A 2,500-nucleotide genomic window follows, 5' to 3' on the forward strand; every position below is an offset into this window, starting at 1 on the left:
ATTTGGTTGCGGGAGCAGGATTTGAACCTGCGACCTTCAGGTTATGAGCCTGACGAGCTACCGGACTGCTCCATCCCGCGTGAAGGTGGAGGCTATCGTTGAAGAGATGCACTCAAGTAGGCGTTAGCCGCTAGTGCACTGAAGTGTCCAAATTGCGCTTTGCAGGCCTGGCAGCGACCTACTCTCCCACACCTTAAGATGCAGTACCATTAGCGCTGGGGAGTTTCACGGCCGAGTTCGGGATGGGATCGGGTGGGGGCTCCCCGCTAGAGCCACCAGGCCGGCGAAGGGCAATTTGGATGTAAAACTGGTCTTGTTGTTTAGCCCTCACGGCCGCACCGCGCATGACTGCGCTGGCCTGCGGGAACGCGGCCTGATCGGCCGTCGCGCGTTGCGCTTGCGAACCTTTCGGTTCGACGTCATTTCCCTTGAGAATCTAAACTGGTCTTATTTTGAAGTTGATTAGAGCACTAACCGAAGCCTTCAGGCTTCGCAAGGCCAAGTGGCCGCCTCGCACTTTTGCGCGCCCCCGCGGAGCTTAGCGCCACAGGCGCGCTCAAGCGTGAGCGCAAACCATCTAATCTTTTCAAAGCGCTTTTTGGCGCTTTTAAAACTCGTGCTCAAGTAGGCCGAAGGCCGGTAGCACAAGTAAAGATGAACATTGACTAATGAGAGGATCAAGCCGAACGAGCTATTAGTAAAGCTAAGCTTCATGCATTGCTGCACTTCCACACGCTTCCTATCGACGTGGTGGTCTTCCACGGCTCTTCAGGGAGAACTGGTTTTGAGGTGGGTTTCCCGCTTAGATGCTTTCAGCGGTTATCCCGTCCGTACATAGCTACCCTGCAATGCGGCTGGCGCCACAACAGGTCCACCAGAGGTACGTCCATCCCGGTCCTCTCGTACTAGGGACAGATCCTCTCAATTCTCCTACACCCACGGCAGATAGGGACCGAACTGTCTCGCGACGTTCTGAACCCAACTCACGTACCACTTTAATTGGCGAACAGCCAAACCCTTGGGACCTGCTCCAGCCCCAGGATGTGATGAGTCGACATCGAGGTGCCAAACAATGCCGTCGATATGGACTCTTGGGCATCATCAGCCTGTTATCCCCGGCGTACCTTTTATCCGTTGAGCGATGGCCCTTCCACGAGGGACCACCGGATCACTATGGCCGTCTTTCGACTCTGCTCGACTTGTCAGTCTCGCAGTCAGGCAGGCTTATGCCATTGCACTCAACGAGCGATTTCCGACCGCTCTGAGCCCACCTTCGCGCGCCTCCGTTACCATTTGGGAGGCGACCGCCCCAGTCAAACTACCCGCCACACACGGTCCCGGACGTTGTTGCGCCGCGGTTAGATATCCATAAGGACAAGGGTGGTATTTCAAGGATGACTCCACATCTGCTGGCGCAAATGCTTCAACGTCTACCACCTATCCTACACATGTCATTACGAATACCAGTGTGAAGCTGTAGTAAAGGTGCACGGGGTCTTTCCGTCTGACCGCAGGAACCCCGCATCTTCACGGGGAATTCAATTTCACTGAGTCTATGCTGGAGACAGCGGGGAAGTCGTTACGCCATTCGTGCAGGTCGGAACTTACCCGACAAGGAATTTCGCTACCTTAGGACCGTTATAGTTACGGCCGCCGTTTACTGGGGCTTCAATTCGGTGCTTGCACACCTCCTCTTAACCTTCCAGCACCGGGCAGGCGTCAGACCCTATACGTCGTCTTGCGACTTCGCAGAGCCCTGTGTTTTTGATAAACAGTCGCCACCCCCATTTCTGTGCCACCTATACCTGGTTGCCCAAGTACAGGTCTCCCTTCTCGCGAACTTACGGGAGCATTTTGCCGAGTTCCTTCAGCATAGTTCTCTCAAGCGCCTTGGTATTCTCTACCAGTCCACCTGTGTCGGTTTCGGGTACGGTTTATACGGTGGAGCTATTTCCTGGAACACCTTCGCTGCACCCCCAATCCAATAAGGAGATACAACACACGGCATCCGTCACTACCACCAAGTACAGGAATATTAACCTGTTTCCCATCGACTACGCCTTTCGGCCTCGCCTTAGGGGCCGACTAACCCTGCTCCGATTAGCGTTGAGCAGGAACCCTTGGACTTTCGGCGAGGGAGTCTCTCACTCCCTTTATCGTTACTCATGTCAGCATTCGCACTTCTGATATCTCCAGGAGCCCTCGCGGGTCTCCCTTCGCAGACTTACAGAACGCTCCGCTACCGCATGCACTTAAAGTGCACACCCGCAGTTTCGGTGTATGGCTTGAGCCCCGGTACATTTTCGGCGCGGAGACCCTTATTTAGACCAGTGAGCTGTTACGCTTTCTTTAAATGATGGCTGCTTCTAAGCCAACATCCTGGTTGTTTTGGGATCTCTACATCCTTTCCCACTTAGCCATAACTTAGGGACCTTAACTGGCGGTCAGGGTTGTTTCCCTCTCCACAATGGACGTTAGCACCCACTGTGTGTCTGCCGGA

Annotated in this window: 1 tRNA gene and 2 rRNA genes (1 of these 3 cut by a window edge); all 3 read right to left on the minus strand. The window is 54.4% G+C overall.

Annotated features, from left to right (window positions below):
- Positions 1 to 3: 3 nt before the first annotated feature.
- A tRNA-Met gene (locus ACVDG4_RS23910) sits at positions 4 to 80 on the minus strand.
- Between the two features lie 85 nt (positions 81 to 165).
- Positions 166 to 280, minus strand: a 5S ribosomal RNA gene (gene rrf, locus ACVDG4_RS23915).
- A gap of 393 nt (positions 281 to 673) precedes the next feature.
- Positions 674 to 2,500: ribosomal RNA gene (locus ACVDG4_RS23920) — 23S ribosomal RNA — on the minus strand; it runs 901 nt beyond the window's last position.

The organism is Roseibium sp. MB-4 (genome assembly GCF_053005265.1).